This window comes from Streptomyces lydicus (assembly GCF_000717345.1).
Lineage (GTDB): Bacteria > Actinomycetota > Actinomycetes > Streptomycetales > Streptomycetaceae > Streptomyces > Streptomyces lydicus.
On the sequence record NZ_JNZA01000004.1, the window covers coordinates 239,851 to 255,815 of the forward strand.

Consider the following 15,965-nt stretch of genomic DNA (forward strand, 5'->3'; position numbering starts at 1 on the left):
GAGGACGGCTCATGAATGCACAGGGAGAAGCCCGCGCACGCATTCAGCAGATGCGCGACAAGGCCCAGGAACTGAAGGCGACCGCGGAACACACCGCCGACCCGGACGAGCGGAAGCGGCTGGAGGAGAAGGCCCGCCGGCTCCAGTCGCAGAGCGAACAGGAAAGCATGATGCGGGGCGGGGACATCTACCCCTCGGACTGAGAGAGCGCTCCACGGGTACGGGACGCGGCCCCGGGCGGCGTCCCGTACGCGATGCGCGCGGCTGTTCGAGTGGCTTCGGGGTGGCCGCCGGTGGCCGGTCCGCACCACCGGGAAGCGGTTATCACATGACCCCATCAGCTTCCCCACAGGCGGGCGGGGCGGCCGCCGGGGCCCCGTCCCGCGACACCCTGGCCGACCGTGCCGGCTACGACGAGAACTTCCTCGGCGTCCCGGTCCCGCTGCCGAAACCGAACAGCCCCGACGTGGCCACCGTGACCCTGCCGTACACCCACTTCACGGTGGTGCTGCGCCCGGACCGGCGGACCGCTGCGGCCACCGCGGTCTGCATCGACGGCCGGCAGCTGCTGGAGCACGTACCACGCGAGAACGGCTGGCAGTTCGATCCGCGGGTGCCCGAGGACCGGCAGATGGGCGACGACATCTACGTGGGCAACTCCCTGGACAAGGGGCATCTGGTGCGCCGCCTCGACCCGGTCTGGGGCACGGCCGCCGAGGCCGGCCTGGCCAACGCGGACACCTTCCACTACACCAACGCCGCCCCGCAGGCCGACGTCTTCAACCAGGGCAAGAAGCTCTGGCAGGGGCTGGAGAACTACCTGCTCGGCAACGCCGCCGACTTCGACCGCAAGCTGACCGTGCTGACCGGCCCGGTGCTGCACGACTCGGACCCCCCGTACCGGGGCGTCCAGGTGCCGCTGCGCTTCTGGAAGGTGGCGGCGTTCCTTCAGGACGGGGCGCTGGCGGCGACGGCGTACGTCCTCGACCAGAGTCCGGATCTGTCCCGGGACTTCGAGCGGGCGATGGCCGGCGCGACGCCGGGGGCACCGCCGCCCCTGGGCGCCTTCCGCACCTTCCAGGTCCCGGTGTCGGACGTCGTCGAGCTCACCTCGCTGGACCTGGGCCCACTGCCGGACGCCGACCTGATGCCGGCGGAGCGCGCTCCGCGCGAACGCTGGCTGCGGCTCGCCTCGCACGACGACATCGTGCTCGGGCGCGGCTGAACGACGAGAGGAAGCACGATGCCGCCCAGCGTGGTCTACGTCCACGGCAACGGGAACAAGGTCCGTCCGGAGCTGCTGAAGTCCCAGTGGGACACGGCACTGTTCGGCCACGACATGGGCGCGGCGTCGCGGATGGCGTACTGGGCCCCGCTGCGGTACCCCGAGCCGCTGCCCGACTTCGGCCCGGACCCGCTGGACGGCGCGCCGGAACGGGTCGAGGAGCGGGCGGACGTCCCCGCCGGTGCCGCGCCCGAGCCGGCGGAAGACTTCGTGGCGCGGACCCTGGAGGAGGCGCGCCTGGAGGCCGGTGCGGCCGCCGCGGAGGATGCGACCGCCGTGGAGGAGCGGGTCCGCCCCGACGAGAGCGCGCTGGCCGACTGGCTGCGGGACATGACGTACCTCGCGGACACCCTCGCCGAGGCCGGCGCGCCCGAGGAGCCCACCGCAGCGCTCCCGCTGGAGGCGCTCCGGCTGCCCCGGTCGGGCCGCACCGCGCTGTTCCGGCTGCTGGTCCAGCACGCCTTCAAGGACGTGTACGCCTACTTCTTCGGCGGGGCGGGGCCGGCGATGCGCGAGGTGGTCGCCCGGGCGCTGGACGGCCTGGACGGCGGCCCGCTCGTGGTGGTCGGGCACAGCCTGGGCACGATCATCGCGTACGAGGTGCTGCAGGAGCAGGGGCGCCCGGTGGATCTGCTGGTCACCGTGGGCTCCCCGCTGGCGGTCTCCGAGGTGCAGGACCACCTGGCGCGGCCGCCGGCCGTCCCCGCGGGGGTGGCCGCCTGGCGCAACGCCTCGGACCTGCGGGACCTGGTGGCCCTCGACCACACCCTGCGCCCCGAGTACGCACCGCAGGAGCGGATCACCGACCTGCTGGTGGTCAACGACAGCAGGAATCACCACGGCATCGCCGAGTACCTGTCCCAGCGCGAGGTCAGGGAACCGGTGCAGCGGATCTTCGGCGACGGTGGCGGGTAGGTCCGGGATGCCGCTGACCGAGACGGAGTGGGATCTGGTCACCACCTGGGCCCAGGAGTACCTGCTAGACACCACCGACCCGCACTCCCAGCTCGCCCAGTACGGCTTCGCCCCGGAGTTCGTCAGTGCCCTGCCGCTCACCCACGTCAGCTCCGACAACGCCCGCGCCCTCGTGCACGCCTCGCGCACCGGCATCGAGCGGCAGCTGCGGCTGGTCGAGGCGCTCACCTCGGTCGACCGGCTGGCGGTGCTCCCGGACATCGTCAAGGCCCGGGACCTGCTGGAGCGGCTGCGTGAGGACTTCCGCGCCCACGCGGCACGGGACAACTTCCGTGCCTGTGTGCTGAAGAACGGCACCGAAGCCTTCATCGGCCGGGAGGATCTGCGCGAGACGCTGCGGCGGTTCCTCGCGGACCCCGAGAAGTTCATCCTGCTGGTCGACGGGGAGCCGGGCAGCGGCCGGTCGTACACCTACAACTTCCTGCGCCACATCGGACAGCACAGCGGATTCCGCCCGGTGCGGGTCACGCTGTCGCGCACCTCCACCGCCGCCAAGGTCGTACGGCGGCTGGCCGACTTCGTCGCCGGTCCCGGCGAGGGTGCCTCCCCGCTGAACCCGACCGACCTCAACGACCTGCTGCCCTCGATCGACGAGGCGGCGCACTGGGTGGCCGGCCGGGCGACCGCCGCCGAGGAGCACCTGTGGCTGGTCCTCGACGAGTGCGACAAGCTCGATCCCAGCTCCGACGTGTGGGACTTCATCGGGCAGCTCGCGACGGCCCTCTACGAGCACGCCGCCGCCCGCGGCGATCAGGCGCCCCGGCTGGTGCTGCTCGGGTACGGGCGCGCCATGCGCCAACTCCCCTACGACTTACGCGGAAACCTCTGCTGGGACACCGCGCGGCCGGCCGGCCCGGGCGAGCTGCACTCCTTCTTCCACCAGGTCTTCCACGAATCGCCGCCGGAGCTCCTGAGGGTGGGCGGGCCCCGGGAGGCCGCCATCGACGAGCTCGTCGAGGTGGCCGTGGACGAGGTGCTGCGCGCCATCGAAACGGAGGCCGCGGGCGGCGAGAGCTACATGCGCCGGCTCTGCACGGCGGCGGAGGGAGCGGTCCTTGTCTACCGGTCCCTCTGAGCGCCCCCCGGCGCCGTCCGGGCTGCGGGAGCTGTTCGCCGCCCGGCTGCGCGAGGCGCTGCACACCGGCGGGGACCGCACCCGGCAGGTCTCCCGCGCCCGCCGCGCCTACCGGGAGGCGGCCTGTCTGCTGGCCCGGTTCGATCCGCGGCTGCTGCGGCTGCCCGGGGAGAAGCGCGCCACCGGCGGCGCGGTCCTGGAACTGGTCGACGACTGTACGACGCTGGGGATGCCGGACCAGCCGGAGTGGGCCCTCAGGGCCGAGGTGCGGGAGGAGACGCTGCGTGGCCTGGCCGGGCCCGAGGCCGCCCGGCGCCTCCTGGCGTGCAACATCGGCCAGCTCCCCACCGGGCCCGGGCCGGAACGCTTCGCGCTGGCCCACCTGTTCGGCAATCCGCCGGCGACGGAGCGGCTGGGCGCCGACGAGCTGGCCGAGGCTCTCCAGGCGGTGCTGTGGCTGTCGCAGGTCCCGCGGGTGACCGGCCTTCCGGACCCCGCCGAGCTGCAGCACGCCCTGGAGCGGGCCAGGCTGCTGGAGCCCCTCGAACGCCTCGTCAGCCGGGCCTTCCGGGGGCGTTCCCGGGAGACGGAGGCACTGCGGGCCTACGTCGGCACGCCGGGTGCGCCGGCGGAGCCCGGCCGGCCGGCGGGCGGTCCCCCGGTGCCGGTGCCGCCGCTGGTCATCCACGGCCCGGGCGGGATGGGCAAGAGCACCCTGCTCGCGAAGTTCGTGCTCGAAGGTGCCCGCGATCCGTCCGCCGGCTTCCCGTTCGCGTACATCGACTTCGAGCGGCCCACCCTCGCCATCCAGGAGCCGGTCACCCTGATCGCGGAGGCCGCCCGCCAGCTCGGTGTCCAGTACCCCGCCCACCGCGCCGAGCTGGACGCGCTGGCCGACGAGTGCCAGCAGGCCGCCCGCAGCCAGCGCGAGGGACAGGAGCGGGTCAGCCAGCTGCACGAACTCGCCACCACCCGGGCGATGTTGGGTCGCCGCTCCTCGCAGCAGTTCCATCTGCTGGCCACCGGACGGGAGACCGATCTGATCCGGCGGGTCGCCGACGTCCTGGTGCGGGCCGTCGCGGAGCACAAGACCTCCCCGGACCAGCCGGACCCGCCGTTCGTGATGGTCCTCGACTCGTGCGAGGAGGCGCAGTACCGCGGCTCACCTGCGCTGGGCCGGACCTGGGCGATCTTCCTGGCGCTCCAGCGGGTCTATCCGCGGCTGCGCTTCATCGTCGCCGGGCGGGCACCGGTGGAGCATCCCGCGAAGACCTCGAGACCGCTCGACATCGAACTCGGCGAGCTGGACACCGAGGCGTCCGTCGACGTGCTGATGTCGTGCGGGGTCCGGGAGACGGAAGTCGCCCGGGAGCTGGCCCACCGGGTGGGCGGGCATCCGCTCAGCCTCCAGCTGGCAGCGCGGGCGGTCACGCTCACCGGGGAGGAGTCCGGGCGGGCCGGGGAGCTGATCCGCAGTCTGCCCGAGCGCCGCCGCGAGGTCTTCCGCCGCGTCGACCAGCTGCTGGTGCAGGGCATCCTCTACGACCGGATCCTCAGTCATATCGCCGACGCGGACGTCCGCAAGCTCGCGCATCCGGGCCTGGTGCTGCGGGTCATCACCCCGGAGATCGTCAAGGAGGTACTGGCCGGGCCGTGCGGGCTGCGGGTGCCGACCGAGGACCGCGCCCGGGACCTCTTCGCCGAGTTGAGCCGCCTGGACATGGTCGAGCCCGCCCGCCCGGACGCCGTGCGCTACCGCGGCGATGTGCGCGCCATCATGCTGCGGCTGCCGGGCGGTGCCCATACGGAGGTGATGCGCGCGGTCGAACGCCGGGCGGTCGAGTACTACGCCGCGCGGGACGGGCTGGAGGCGCGCGCCGAGGAGATCTACCACCGGCTGCGGCTGGACGAGGACCCGCGCTCGGTGGAGGAGCGCTGGCTGCCGGGCGTCGAGCGGTTCCTGGCCGGGGCACAGCAGGACATGACGCCGCGGGCCGCGGGGCTGCTGACGGCCCGGCTCGGCGGCGGCACTCCCGACAAGGTGGCGGCGGGCGCCGACCAGGAGGACTGGGAGCGGATCGCCGCCCAGGAGGTCGAGGACCTGCTGGCGCAGGGCTACGCCCGGGCGGCGTGCGAGCGGATCGGCCGGCGTCGGCCCTGGACCCCGTGCAGTCCGCTGCACGCGCTGTACGCCGAGACGCTGAACCGGCTCGGGCAGCGGGACGAGGCCCGCCGGGCCGTGGCCGAGGCCCTCGGGCCGGCGGAGCGCGCCGGGTGCGGGGAACGCCGGCTGGAGCTGCTGCTGCTGTCCGCCCGGCTCGCGCAGGAGGACGGCGACCGGAGCGGCGCGGACCGTGCGCTGCGCACGGCGGAGGACGTCGCGATGGGCCTGGGGCAGGACCTGGAGGCGATGGGCGCGCTGCTGGCCCGGGCCCAGCTGACCGACGACCTACCCGGCGTGCAGAGCGAGGCGGACCACCAACTCGCGGAACGGCTGGCGGAGTTGCCCGACGCGGTGCTCGCCGGCCGGCCGGTGCTGGTGCGCGCGGTGGCCTCGCAGATCTACCAGCGGGCCCCGGGAGCGCTCGCCCACGCCCTGGAGGTGGTGGGGCTGCCCGCCGACGACGAGACGCTGGACGAACTGGGCGCCGCGATGCGGCGGGCCACCCGCCGGCAGCCGGCGCTGCTGGGCCGGGTGATGGAGATCCTGGACGACGCGGCGGGCCCGACCAGGCCGCAGGCGGGCGGGGCCCCCACCGGCATCTCCGGCATCCTGCGGCTGGCCCGGGACCGCGGCACGCTCGACGCGCTGGCCCGGCGGCTGCTGGACGTCCCCGACACCAGCGGTGAGATCGTCGCCGGGGTGGCCGCGGCGATGGGGGCGGGCAGCGGCGGCCGGCCGACGGCCGCGGCGCGGGAGGCGCACCGCACCAGGGCGGACGAGACCAGCGCGGCCGGGCGGGCCGGCCGATGAGCAGCTACCTCTCCCCCGACGAGATCCGCCAGGTGCTGGACGCCGCGGTGGAGACCGGGCTCGCCGACCCGGCGGTGCGGCCGCTGCTGCTCGACGGGATCATGCCCCGCTACCGCGGCACGCTGCCGCTCAACCCGGCGCCCGGGCGCCAGGTGCACTCGGACCTCAACGAGATGAACCGGGTGGAGCGGCTGGTGGACGGCACGGTGCCGCTGGAGATCTGGCTGCGCAACGCCGTCGCGGAGACCACCGAGGCCGAACCGCTCACCGTCTTCCAGCGGGCGCTGGACGAGGTGGCGCGCAAGGCGGGCGGTGAGCCGGACGTACTGGCCGGGCTGCCGTCCCCGGCGGCGGAGATCAAGGAGGAGATCGTCCACCGGGACGACACCGTCCCGATCGGCTTCCTGCGCGGCGGTGAGCTCGCGGGCGGGTCGGTGGCCCGGATCAAGGTGCCGCCGTACCAAGGGGGCGCCCCGCTCCAGCCGAACGGCTTCCCGCACGCGGGGACGGGCTGGCTGATCGCCCCGGATCTGCTGATCACCAATCACCACGTGGTCAACGCCCGGGCGGGCACCGGCGCCGGGCGTCCGACGGCCGACGAGGAGGATCTGCGGCTCCAGGCGCGGCACACCACGGTCCGCTTCGACTTCGACACCGACGAGGTGGAGACGGCGGAGGTCACGGTCGGCGAGCTGGTCGCCGCGGACGCCGCGCTCGACTACGCGGTGCTGCGGCTGGCCGCCGGGCCGGCCCGGCCGGTGCTGCGGCTGGCGGAGCGGCCGCTCGCGGTGGCCCGGGGCGACTACGTGGCGGTCAACATCATCCAGCATCCCGGTGGGCAGCCGAAGCGGGTCGCGCTGCGCAACAACCTCGTCTACGAGGCGGACGAGAACGACGTCCGCTACTTCACCGACACCCGCGGCGGCTCCTCCGGTTCCCCGGTCTTCACCGACGACTGGAAGGTGGTGGCGCTGCACCGGGGGACCCGGCGGGTGGAGAACGTGCAGTTCCAGGGCAGGACCACGGCATTCGTCAATGTCGGCACGCAGATGCGCAGCGTGCTGCGCCATCTGGAGACCAGCAGTCCCGGCGTCCACGCCGAGATCACCGCCGCGCAGGCGGCGCCGTAGCGGCTCACCGAGCGTCCGAGGAGGGCGAGATGCACAGCAGGAGCGGATCACCGGTGGCGGCCGGGCCCGAACAGGTCTTCTCGGACCTGCGGGAGGTCGCGGCGCGGGTGCGGGACGGGCTCTCCTGGGAGATCCCCGAATCGCTGGAGGAGTTGCCCGCCGACGAGCTGCCGGCCGGGCAGATCGCGCAGTTCGCCCAGCAGGAGCGGACCCGGGTGCTGTCGGCGGGCGTCACCGGGCTGGAGAAGCTCGCCGAGGGGCGGGCGGACGAGATCAGCGACGACGAGTCCTTCGGCATGGAGGCCATCGTGCTGCTGGAGGGCCGCCCCGCGATCCTCGTGCAGCAGCACGACTTCGCGCCGCAGCAGGGCGACTGGGCGGTGCTGGACGGCCACCGGGACGCGATCCGGGAGTCCTTCGCGCGGGTCGGGCGGGTCGAGCTGAGCGGGCACCTCAGCCTGGACTGGCTGGGCACGGCGTTCCTGGTCGGCCCGGACACGGTACTGACGAACCGCCATGTGGCGGCGGAGTTCGCCCGGGGCGACGGCCGCGGCTGGAGCTTCCAGCAGGGCATCAGGGCCAATGTCGACATGGGTGAGGAGTACGGCGACACCGCTCCGGAGGGCGGCGGCCCGTCCTACGACGTCGTCGAGGTGGTGGGCATCCACGAGGACGTCGATCTGGCCCTGCTGCGGGTGGCGCCGCCGGCCGGCGCCGGGGCACTGCCGGCCCCCCTGGCGGTGGCCGCGGACGCGCCCGCCGACCTGCCCGGCCGCCCGGTGTACTGCGTCGGCTATCCGGCGTACGACGGCCGGCGCAACGAACCGGAGTCGATGCGCCGGATCTTCATGGACATCTACAACGTCAAACGGCTGCAGCCCGGCACCGCCACGGGGCTGGTGCCGGGCGGCGACGCCCTCGGGCACGACTGTTCCACGCTGGGCGGCAACAGCGGCTCGCCCGTCATCGACCTCTCCGACCACCGGGTGCTGGGGCTGCACTTCGGGGGCCGTTACGGCTCCGGCAACTTCGCCGTACCGCTGTGGCAGCTGGTCGACGACCCGCTGCTGGCCCGGGCGGACATCAACTTCGTCTGACCGGGCCCGCGCTCCGGGGCCGCCGCTACTTCTTGACGAACTCGGTGGTGTAGGTCTTCTTCAGATCCACCGTGGCGTTCTTGAGGTTGGGGTTGAACGCCTTCAGCACCCGCTCGACGGTCGCCGGGCCGTCGGCCGGCATCACCCCGTCCTTGGTGAACATCGGCAGGGTGTCCTTGATCGCCTGGGCGTAGAGCTGCTTGCCGCCCTGCGCGTAGTCGGCGGGCATCTTGGCGGCGATCTGCTCGGCGGAGTGGGTGGACATCCACTTGAGGGTCTTCACGAATGCCTTGGCCAGCTTGCGCACCGTGTCCTTGTGGCTGTTCACCCAGTCGGTGTTCATGTAGAGGCTGGACGAGGGGTACGGGCCGCCGAGCGCCTCCTTGGAGCCCTCGGGCGTCCGCATGTCGATGAGGACCTTGCCCAGCTTCTTGTCCACGATCTGTGCGACCGTCGGGTCGGTCGTCATCCCGCCCTGGATCGAGCCCTGCTGGAGGGCGGAGATGAAGGTCTGGCCGGCGCCGACCGCCACCGGCGTGAACTCGTTGGTCTGCACCCCGTTCTTCACCGCGAGGTACTTGGTGAGGAAGTCGGTGGACGAGCCGAGGCCGGTGACGCCGAGCTTCTTGCCCTTGAAGTCCTTGGCGGAGGTGAGGTCGCCGGCGGCCTTGTTCGAGACCACCTCGACCTCGCCGGGGGCGTGGGCGAGCTGCACCACCGACTCCACCTGCTTGCCCTTGACCTGGAGGTCGAGGGTGTGGTCGTAGAAGCCGACGACGCCCTGGACGTCGCCGGAGATCAGCGAGGTGGTGGCCTGCACACCGGCCGGTTCGGTGAGCAGGGTGACGTGCAGGCCCTCGTCCTGGAAGTAGCCGAGCTGCTGGGTCAGTCTGGCGGGCAGGTAGATGACCTTGTCGAGACCCCCCACCATGATCTTGACCTTGCCGTCCTTGGCGTCGGCGGCTCCGCCGGAGGATCCCCCGCAGGCGGTCAGCGTGGTGAGGGCCAGCATCGTGGCGGCCGTGGCGGTCGCGAGCTTGAGGTGGGTGCGCATGGTGGTGTCCTTGGTGTGGTGACGGGCTTACGGGAGGCGGGTGTTGAGCGGGTGGCGGAGGTGTCGGCCGGGGTTCAGCGTTCGGCGCCGGCGTCGGCCGGCTTCCAGCGGAAGAGCCGCTTCTCCAGGAAGGCCAGCAGTCCCTCGGCGAGCAGGGCGACGACGGCGAGGATCACCATGGCCGCGTAGACGCCGGCCGCGTTGAAGGTGCCCTGGGACGCCGAGACCAGCAGGCCGAGGCCCTTGGTCGCGCCGATGTACTCGCCGACGATCGCGCCGATCAGTGCGAAGCCGAAGCTGACGTGCAGGCTGGTGAAGATCCACGAGGTGGCGGACGGGATCACCACCTGCAGGGTGACCTGGCGGCTGCTCGCCCCGAGGATCCGGGAGTTGGCGACCAGGTTGCGGTCCACCTCGCGGGCGCCCTGGAAGGCGTTGAAGAAGACCGGGAAGAACACCAGGACGACGGCCGAGGCGACCTTGGAGGCCGGTCCGAGTCCGAACCAGATAAGGAAGATCGGGGCCAGCACGATCCTCGGCAGCGCGTTGAGCACCTTGATGTACGGGCCGAGCACATCGGCCAGGAAGCGGACCCGGCCGAGCGCGATGCCCAGCACCACCCCGGCGATGACGCCGACGACCCAGCCGAGCAGCGCTTCGTAGAGCGTGTACCAGATCTGTTCCCACAGCGAACCCTGCGGGGTGCCGTGCAGTGCCCACTGGACGATCTGGTCCCAGATCTTCGAGGGCATCGAGAAGTTGAAGGGATCGATGACGGCGGCGCGGGCCAGTCCCTCCCACAGTCCGATCAGGCCGACGAGCAGCAGCACCCGGGTGCCCTGGACCAGCAGCCTGTGGTTGCGCGCGGCGCGCGCCCGCTCCTGCGAACGGTCAGCTCCGGTGGGGGACTTGGTCATCCCCACGGGGGCGGAGGCGGTGTCAGGCGACATCTGCGGCACCCCTCTCGCGGGTGATGCGAACCTCTTCGCCGAGCGAGGACCAGATCTCCCGGTAGATCTCGATGAACCGTGGCTCCAGCCGTACCGATTCGACCCGTCGGGGCCGCGGCAGGTCGATCTCGAAGACCTCCTTGACGGTCGCCGGCCCGGCGGTCATCACCACGACCTTGTCGGCGAGGGCGATGGACTCCTCCAAGTCGTGGGTGACGAAGACGACGGAGGCGCCGGTGCCCGCCCACAGGTCCAGGAGCTCGTCCGACATCAGCGCCCGGGTCTGCACGTCGAGCGCGGAGAACGGCTCGTCCATCAGCAGGATGTCGGGGTCGTTGACGAACGTCGCGGCGAGCGCGACCCGCTTGCGCTGGCCGCCGGAGAGCTGGTGCGGGTAGCGGTCCTCGAAGGACGCCAGCCCGACCCTGGCCAGCCATTCCCGCGCCCGCTCCTTGGCCTCGGGCTTGGGTACGCCGCGGAAGCGGGGTCCGGCCATCACGTTCGACAGCACGGTGCGCCAGGGGAAGACCGCGTCCTGCTGGAACACGAACCCGATCTTGTCGCCGATGCCGCGGACCGGCTCGCCGGCGACCAGCACCTCGCCCCGGGTCGGCTCCTCCAGGCCGCTGACCAGGGTCAGGGTGGTGGACTTGCCGCACCCGGTGGGCCCGACCACCGCGACGAACTCTCCCCGTCCGACGACGAGGTCCAGATCCCGGACGGCGGTGTGCAGCGCACCCGAGGGGGTGCGGAATGTCTTGCTCGTTCCCCGCAGTTCGATCGCGGGGCTCGTGTGGCTGTTCATGAGCCGGGAGGCTAGGAGTGGTGCGGGCCACAGCGGCAGCCTTGTGGGCGCAAGCCACCTTTCTGCGCGCAAACCCTGTTGTGCTCGTTTTGCTCACGCTAGAACAACTTCGAGATCACCAGGGGGTGGGCAGGCGCTCACGCAGGGCTTACGGTGCGGGCACCCGGCGGTGAAGAGGAAGCGCCGGTTCCGCAACCCGCGGAGGGCCGAGGACGAGGGAGAGGCATGCGGATCCACTGGCCCAGACGCGTCTTCGCGCAAGTCCTGACCGCGCAGGTCACCCTCACCACCGGCGTGATGGTCCTCGCCACCGGCCTGTTCCTCGCGCCGCTCAGCTCCCAGCTCGACGACCAGGCGATGCGGCGGGCGCTGGCCATCGCGCAGACCACCGCCGCCGACCCGGACCTGGCCCGCGAACTGACGACCACCGGACCGGCCCCGCACGGACCGGTGCAGGCGGACGCCGAGCGGATCCGCCGGGCGACCGGCGCGCTGTACATCGTGGTGATGGACCCCCACGGGGTGCGCTGGTCGCACACCAATCCCGCCGAGATCGGCCGGCACGTCTCCACCGACCCCAGCCGCACCCTCGCCGGCCAGGAGGTGCGGCAGATCGACACCGGGACGCTGGGCCGCTCGGCCCGCGCCAAGGTCCCGCTGCGGGACGCCCGCGGCCGGATCGTCGGCGCGGTGTCGGTCGGCATCGCCTACGACAGCGTCCGGGGGCGGCTGATGGGCACCATCCCCACCGTGCTGCGGTACGCGGGCGCGGCGCTGGCCGTCGGGGTGCTGGCCGCCGTCGTGCTCTCCCGCCGGCTGCGCCGCCGTACGCACGGGGTCGCGTTCGCCGACATCTCCGCACTGCTCGACGAGCGCGAGGCGATGCTGCACAGCATCCGCGAGGGGGTGGTGGCCTTCGACAGCCGGGGCCGGATCCGGCTCGTCAATGACGAGGCCGGGCGGCTGCTCGGGATCGGTGCGGGGGCCGCGGGGCGGGCGCTGGACGAGGTACTGCCGCCGGGCCGGACGACCGAGGTGCTGGCCGGGCGGGTGGACGGCGCGGATCTGCTGGCCGTCTGCGGCGGCCGGGTGCTGATCGCCAACCGCGTGCCGACCCGGGACGGCGGGGCGGTGGTGACGCTGCGGGACCGTACCGAACTGGAGCTGCTGGGTCGCGAACTCGACAGCACCCAGGGCCTGTTGGACGCGTTGCGGGCGCAGGACCACGAGCACGCCAACCAGCTGCACACGCTGCGCGGGCTGCTGGAACTCGGCCGGTACGCCACGGCCGTGGAGTTCGTCACCGAGGTGACCAGCGCGCACCGGGCGTCGGCGGAACAGATCGCCGAGCGGGTGCACGATCCGCTGCTGTCCGCGCTGCTCGTCGGCAAGGCGGCGATCGCCGCCGAGCGCGGGGTCTCGCTGCGGGTGTCGCCGGCGACGCTGCTGCCCGACGCGGTGGTCGACCCGCGCGACCTGGTGACCGTACTGGGCAACCTCATCGACAACGCCCTGGACGCCAGCGCCGGGCACCGCCGCGAGGCACCGTTCGTCGAGGTGGAGCTGCGGGCCGAGCGCACCACGGCCGTACTGCGGGTGTCGGACAACGGGCCGGGGGTGCCGCCGGAGCGGCGCGAGCGGATCTTCGCCGAGGGCTGGTCCACCAAGGCCGCCGGCCCCGGGACGGCCGGGCGTGCGCCGGTGCGCGGGCGGGGCATCGGCCTGGCGCTGGTGCGCCGGCTCGCCGAACGCTACGGCGGCATGGCGCGGGTGACCGCACGCGCGGGCGGCGGCGCGGTGTTCACCGTCGTGCTGCCCGAGGCGCTCGCCCCGCGCGGCGCGGCGCCGGACGGCCCCGGGGAACGGCCGGCCGCCCCGTCACGGGGGCACCACGGCCACGAGGAGCGAAGACCCACGGTGAGCGGAGAGCCACGATGATCGACGTCCTGGTGGTGGACGACGACTTCCACGTCGCCGAGATCAACGCCGCGTACGTCTCCCAGGTGCCCGGCTTCCGCGTCGCGGGCCGCGCGCACACCGCCGCCCAGGCGCTGGCCGCGCTGGAGCGCACCCCGGTGGACCTGGTGCTGCTCGACCATTACCTGCCCGACGAGACGGGGCTGGCGCTGGTGCGGCGGCTGCGGCAGCTCGGCCACCGCACCGACGTGATCATGGTGACGGCGGCCCGCGACGTGGCCACGATCCAGGACGCGATGCGCTCCGGCGCGCTGCAGTACCTCGTCAAGCCGTTCGGCTACTCGGGGCTGCGCGCCAAGCTCGACGGCTATGCCGCGTTGCGCCGTACCGTCGAGGGCGTGGGCGGCCGGGGCGAGGCCGGGCAGGAGCAGGTCGACCGGATCTTCGGCGCCTTCCGGACCACCGAGGCCCCGCACACCGAACTCCCCAAGGGCCACTCGGCGGCCACCGTCGGCCTGATCCGCCGCGTCCTGGACGGGGCGGGCCAGCCGCTGTCCGCCCATGAGGTCGCGACGCGCTCCGGTGTCAGCCGTTCCACCGCGCAGCGCTACCTCAAGCATCTGGAGCGCAGCGGCCACATCACACTGACCCTGAAGTACGGCGACACGGGGCGTCCGGAGCACCTCTACCGGTGGGCCACCCGGTGAGCGGCTGCCCGCCTTCGTCGCGGCGGTCGGACGCCGCTACGACAAGGGCTTCTCCGTGCTCGATTTCCGCGGGGACCGTCCCGCCGCTTGACAGCTCCCCCCGCCGGAGCCGACGATCCCTGGGTGAACCTGTCAGACAGCCAGACAGCTGGTCCCGTACCCCGACGGGTCAGCGCGATGGAAGCGGTCCTGAACCATCTGCGCGGCGCCATCGAGCGGGGCGACTACGCGGTCGGGGACAAACTCCCCTCGGAGGCGGAGCTCTGCCGCCGCCTGGAAGTGAGCAGGCCCGTGCTCCGGGAGGCACTGCGGGCGCTGCAGACCATGGGCCTCACGGTCTCGCGCACCGGCAAGGGCACCTTCGTGGTCTCCGACGGCGCGGTCGCGGACCCCACCTTCGGCGACTACGCGGCGAGCGATCTGCTGGAGGTGCGCCGCCATGTGGAGATCCCGGTGGCCGGGTACGCGGCGCTGCGCCGTACGCCGGAGGACCTCGATCACCTGACCCATCTGCTGGAGCGGATGGAGCGGGAGACCGACACCACCGCGTGGGTGGCGATGGACACCCTCTTCCACCTCGCCGTCGCCCAGGCGGCCCGCAACCCGGTGTTCCGCCGGGTCATCGAGGAGATCCGCGACGCGCTGGCCCGCCAGTCGGCGTTCCTCAACGAGCTCGGCGGGCGGCGTGAGCAGTCCAACCGCGAGCACCGGGCGATCGTCGAGGCGCTCGTCGACAGCTCCGAGCAGGATGCCGCGGAGGCCATGGCGCACCACCTCGCCCGTGTCGAGACGACGCTGACCACCATCGTCCGGCCGGCCCACCGCGCGGCCCCCTCGCGCACCGAAGCCACCGAAGCCACCGAAGCCACCCAGAACACCGAAAGCACCGAGAGCTGATCATGAGCCGGAACATCACCCCGCCGCGCCGCGCACCGCAGGCACCGCCCGAGGTCCGCGAGCCGGCCCATGTGCCGGTCGCCCATGTGGTCCGCGGCGGCATCGTCGAGGGCGTCCACCACGGCTCGGTCGTGGTGCTCGCGGCCGACGGGAGCGTCGCGTTCCAGGCGGGCGACATCGAGGCCGCGTTCTACCCGCGCTCGGCGCTCAAGCCGTTCCAGGCGGTCGGCCTGCTGCGCGCGGGGCTGCCGCCGCTGGACGACGAGGCGCTGGCCCTGGTCGCGGCCAGCCACTCCGGCGAGGAGCGGCACCTGGCCACCGCCCGGCGCATCCTCGCCACGTCCGGGCTGACCGAGGAGCGACTGCGCAATGTGCCCGACCTGCCCTACGGGCCCGCCGAACGGGAGGCATGGCTCCGGCGCGGCCTGGGCCCCAGCCGGCTGGCCCAGAACTGCTCGGGCAAGCACGCCGCGATGCTGCTGACCGCCCTGGCCGGTGGCTGGCAGCTGGACGACTACCTCGACCCGGGGCACCCGGTGCAGTCGGAGATCGCCGCGACCGTGGCGGACCTCACCGGTCAGGACATCGCCCGGGTCACCGTCGACGGCTGCGGCGCCCCGCTGTTCGCGGTCTCCCTGCACGGGCTGACCCGGGCCGCCGCACGGCTCGCGACCGCAGCCCCGGACACCCACGAGGGCCGGATCGCGCACGCCATGCGCAGCCACCCGGAGATGGTCTCCGGCGCAGGCCGGGACACCGCCCGGCTGGTGCGCGCGCTGCCCGGGCTGCTGGCCAAGGACGGCTTCGAGGGCGTCCAGATCGTGGCGCTGCCGGACGGCTGGGCGGTCGGCGTGAAGATCGCCGACGGCGCCGACCGCGCCCGGATGCCGGTGACGGCGGCGGCGCTGGCGCGCTGCGGCGTCGACCCCGGCGTGCTCGCCGCCTTCGCCACCACCCCGGTCATCGGCGGCGGCGCCCCGGTCGGCGAGCTCCGGGCCGCGGGAGCGCTCGCCGTGTCCGCCCCCCGTACCTGACGTCACGTCAGCACCCTGCCGGCCGCCCCGGGACACCCCTGGGGCGGCACCCCTCCTCCTCAACG

14 protein-coding genes are annotated in these 15,965 nt (G+C 73.2%); 11 read left to right on the forward strand and 3 right to left on the reverse strand.

Annotated features, from left to right (window positions below; translation table 11 throughout):
- Positions 1-11 precede the first annotated feature (11 nt).
- The 7 genes from OO62_RS05250 to OO62_RS05280 all read left to right on the forward strand — a co-directional run bounded on the left by OO62_RS05250 (position 12) and on the right by OO62_RS05280 (position 8,536).
- Positions 12-203 (forward strand): DUF6381 family protein, encoded by a 192-nt coding sequence (locus OO62_RS05250; RefSeq protein WP_033265968.1) that lies wholly within the window; start codon positions 12-14, stop codon positions 201-203.
- A 125-nt stretch (positions 204-328) separates the two neighbouring features.
- Positions 329-1,225: a DNA/RNA non-specific endonuclease gene (locus OO62_RS05255; RefSeq protein ID WP_078617019.1), complete on the forward strand. Its 897-nt coding sequence runs from the start codon at positions 329-331 to the stop codon at positions 1,223-1,225.
- A gap of 18 nt (positions 1,226-1,243) precedes the next feature.
- Positions 1,244-2,200, forward strand: coding sequence for an alpha/beta fold hydrolase (locus tag OO62_RS05260; protein WP_033265969.1), 957 nt, complete (start codon positions 1,244-1,246; stop codon positions 2,198-2,200).
- Positions 2,201-2,207: 7 nt separating this feature from the next.
- Complete coding sequence (locus tag OO62_RS05265; RefSeq protein WP_033265970.1) at positions 2,208-3,335, forward strand: P-loop NTPase family protein; 1,128 nt, start codon at positions 2,208-2,210, stop codon at positions 3,333-3,335.
- Complete coding sequence (locus OO62_RS05270) at positions 3,316-6,309, forward strand: AAA family ATPase (RefSeq protein ID WP_051732741.1); 2,994 nt, start codon at positions 3,316-3,318, stop codon at positions 6,307-6,309. Before OO62_RS05265 ends, OO62_RS05270 begins: the two co-directional genes overlap by 20 nt.
- Positions 6,306-7,439, forward strand: a complete 1,134-nt coding sequence (locus tag OO62_RS05275; protein ID WP_033265971.1) for a trypsin-like peptidase domain-containing protein — start codon at positions 6,306-6,308, stop codon at positions 7,437-7,439. The genes OO62_RS05270 and OO62_RS05275 overlap by 4 nt, the downstream gene beginning before the upstream one ends.
- A 29-nt stretch (positions 7,440-7,468) precedes the next feature.
- A complete protein-coding gene (locus OO62_RS05280; RefSeq protein WP_051732744.1) occupies positions 7,469-8,536 on the forward strand; it encodes a trypsin-like serine peptidase in 1,068 nt (355 codons plus the stop codon).
- 25 nt (positions 8,537-8,561) lie between these two features.
- On the opposite strand, the gene OO62_RS05285 is transcribed toward OO62_RS05280, so the two are convergent.
- From OO62_RS05285 to OO62_RS05295, 3 genes are all read right to left on the reverse strand, one after another.
- Positions 8,562-9,590 (reverse strand): ABC transporter substrate-binding protein, encoded by a 1,029-nt coding sequence (locus OO62_RS05285; protein ID WP_033265973.1) that lies wholly within the window; start codon positions 9,588-9,590, stop codon positions 8,562-8,564.
- A gap of 74 nt (positions 9,591-9,664) precedes the next feature.
- Positions 9,665-10,540: an ABC transporter permease gene (locus OO62_RS05290; RefSeq protein ID WP_033266055.1), complete on the reverse strand. Its 876-nt coding sequence runs from the start codon at positions 10,538-10,540 to the stop codon at positions 9,665-9,667.
- Positions 10,530-11,345, reverse strand: a complete 816-nt coding sequence (locus OO62_RS05295) for an ABC transporter ATP-binding protein (protein ID WP_033265974.1) — start codon at positions 11,343-11,345, stop codon at positions 10,530-10,532. The genes OO62_RS05290 and OO62_RS05295 overlap by 11 nt, the downstream gene beginning before the upstream one ends.
- Positions 11,346-11,570: 225 nt before the next feature.
- Here OO62_RS05295 and OO62_RS05300 point away from each other — a divergent pair, with 225 nt between their 5' ends.
- The 4 genes from OO62_RS05300 to OO62_RS05315 all read left to right on the forward strand — a co-directional run bounded on the left by OO62_RS05300 (position 11,571) and on the right by OO62_RS05315 (position 15,900).
- A complete protein-coding gene (locus tag OO62_RS05300) occupies positions 11,571-13,283 on the forward strand; it encodes a sensor histidine kinase (RefSeq protein ID WP_033265975.1) in 1,713 nt (570 codons plus the stop codon).
- Entirely contained in the window at positions 13,280-13,969 is a 690-nt protein-coding gene (locus OO62_RS05305) for a response regulator (protein ID WP_033265976.1), read from the forward strand. The genes OO62_RS05300 and OO62_RS05305 overlap by 4 nt, the downstream gene beginning before the upstream one ends.
- Before the next feature lie 123 nt (positions 13,970-14,092).
- Positions 14,093-14,866, forward strand: coding sequence for a FadR/GntR family transcriptional regulator (locus OO62_RS05310; protein WP_077191668.1), 774 nt, complete (start codon positions 14,093-14,095; stop codon positions 14,864-14,866).
- 2 nt (positions 14,867-14,868) lie between these two features.
- Positions 14,869-15,900 (forward strand): asparaginase, encoded by a 1,032-nt coding sequence (locus OO62_RS05315; protein ID WP_033265977.1) that lies wholly within the window; start codon positions 14,869-14,871, stop codon positions 15,898-15,900.
- The last annotated feature ends 65 nt before the right edge of the window (positions 15,901-15,965 follow it).

Coding starts and splice junctions, on each gene's coding strand:
- OO62_RS05250 (WP_033265968.1), top strand. CDS start 12: ATGAATGCACAGGGAGAAGCCCGCGCACGCATTCAGCAGATGCGCGAC.
- OO62_RS05255 (WP_078617019.1), top strand. CDS start 329: ATGACCCCATCAGCTTCCCCACAGGCGGGCGGGGCGGCCGCCGGGGCC.
- OO62_RS05260 (WP_033265969.1), top strand. CDS start 1,244: ATGCCGCCCAGCGTGGTCTACGTCCACGGCAACGGGAACAAGGTCCGT.
- OO62_RS05265 (WP_033265970.1), top strand. CDS start 2,208: ATGCCGCTGACCGAGACGGAGTGGGATCTGGTCACCACCTGGGCCCAG.
- OO62_RS05275 (WP_033265971.1), top strand. CDS start 6,306: ATGAGCAGCTACCTCTCCCCCGACGAGATCCGCCAGGTGCTGGACGCC.
- OO62_RS05280 (WP_051732744.1), top strand. CDS start 7,469: ATGCACAGCAGGAGCGGATCACCGGTGGCGGCCGGGCCCGAACAGGTC.
- OO62_RS05285 (WP_033265973.1), bottom strand. CDS start 9,590: ATGCGCACCCACCTCAAGCTCGCGACCGCCACGGCCGCCACGATGCTG.
- OO62_RS05290 (WP_033266055.1), bottom strand. CDS start 10,540: ATGTCGCCTGACACCGCCTCCGCCCCCGTGGGGATGACCAAGTCCCCC.
- OO62_RS05295 (WP_033265974.1), bottom strand. CDS start 11,345: ATGAACAGCCACACGAGCCCCGCGATCGAACTGCGGGGAACGAGCAAG.
- OO62_RS05300 (WP_033265975.1), top strand. CDS start 11,571: ATGCGGATCCACTGGCCCAGACGCGTCTTCGCGCAAGTCCTGACCGCG.
- OO62_RS05305 (WP_033265976.1), top strand. CDS start 13,280: ATGATCGACGTCCTGGTGGTGGACGACGACTTCCACGTCGCCGAGATC.
- OO62_RS05315 (WP_033265977.1), top strand. CDS start 14,869: ATGAGCCGGAACATCACCCCGCCGCGCCGCGCACCGCAGGCACCGCCC.